The organism is Bartonella sp. AA86SXKL (genome assembly GCF_042196885.1).
Window position 1 is genome coordinate 1 of sequence record NZ_JBHIRE010000058.1, and the last position, 1,082, is coordinate 1,082.

General features: G+C 46.6%; 1 pseudogene. It reads left to right on the top strand.

The features are described from left to right. Positions 1 to 1,082 (top strand): annotated as a pseudogene (locus ACFIO5_RS09570) (hemagglutinin repeat-containing protein); the annotation flags it as partial.

Here is a 1,082-nt window from a genome sequence, read left to right on the forward strand (position 1 = left end):
GAAACTGTTTTAAACACCCATGCCTTGTCTTCTGGGGGCAATGCAACCGTGATTGCTAAGAAAAATATCACAGCCTCAGGGGTAAAGATCACCACCGGGGGTGATCTTGCCATGGTTACAGAGCAGGGCAATTTGACAATCGGTGCCATAAAAACTACCGACCATGATGCGCAGGGTAATGCATCCATGCATCAACAATCAGAAGTTAATTCTGGAGGCTCAACAACGCTTTCCTCTGGAAAGGATCTGAATATTCTGGGCTCTGAAGTTCAAACGAAGGATAATCTTTTCTTACAAGCAAAAGACACTGTTTCGCTTGATGCCACGCGCAACAGTGCCAATAGCTATCGGGGGGATCACACCTCCCATGTTGCTGTGCATAATGGCTCTTATTTAAGTTCTGGAAAAGAGACCACTGTTCTCTCTGGAAAAGATATCCGTGTTTTTGCGTCCGATATCGATGCGAAGGGCAATGTTGCTCTTGGTGCTCAAGGGAATATCACGATAGATACCAAATCTGATGAGATGGAGTATCATCTTCAGGGTACAAATCTTAAAGTGGATATGCAAGCCTCGCGAGCCGTTGGCTCTTCGATCAATGCTGGGGGTGATTTTACTGCTATTGCAGGCCAAGATGGCACACCACATGATCTCACCATCACGGGCAGTGCTGTTACGGCTGATGGCAAGGTAGAGCTGAAAGCCAGCAATGCTATTCTCATCACCAATGCGGAAAATAGCTTACAGTATGAGATGTCGTATCATAAAAAGGGTGAGGTGTTCAGTAGCAGCAAATCCCAGCATAACAAGATTGATGCGGCTCAAGTTGTGGGCTCACTCATATCTGGGGGCAAAGGTGTTGCTCTTGACTCAGCAAACAACACGGAGATTGTAGCCTCGATACTCACAGCCGGTAAGCCAGGGGAGAAAACGCCAGAAGAGCAGGCCAAAGCCGATATGACCATTCACTCTGGTGGAAATATTCTCATCAAAGGGGCGCAAGAAAAATACAACCAGCAACAACAATCGTCGACAAGCAGTGTTTTGCATGAGAAATCTTCCGATAATTCTGAAGCGCACAC